Below are 270 nucleotides of genomic sequence, written 5' to 3'. Positions count from 1 at the left end.
CTCCCCGTTCAATTTTCGTTGCAAATGAGAATCCATCTCATTAGTATCGCGGCCTGACGCGGCCCCTGGGCCGCCGCCTTTTCCTGTCCCCCAGAGATTCTCATGTCGACCACGAAGTTCGTCGTGTCGCCGCTCGCCGGCGCGCTCGCCCTCGTCATCAGCCTGCCCGGCTTCGCCGCGCCCGCTCCCGCCCCGGCTCCCCAGGCCAAGGACGTGGAAGGCCTGGAAGTGCACGGCCAGCGCATCCAGAAGGCCAGCAGCGGCAAGTAC

General features: G+C 65.9%; 1 protein-coding gene. It reads left to right on the top strand.

Features of this window, described 5'->3' with window-relative positions; translation table 11 throughout:
• Window positions 1-102: 102 nt before the first annotated feature.
• A partial coding sequence (locus HKX41_11595; protein NNC24776.1) for a hypothetical protein occupies window positions 103-270 on the top strand: 168 nt, incomplete at its 3' end.

Origin of the sequence: Salifodinibacter halophilus, assembly GCA_012999515.1 — a bacterium.
Lineage (GTDB): Bacteria > Pseudomonadota > Gammaproteobacteria > Nevskiales > Salinisphaeraceae > Salifodinibacter > Salifodinibacter halophilus.
The sequence above is the reverse complement of the archived record's forward strand: the minus strand, read 5'-3'. Positions and strand labels throughout refer to the sequence as shown.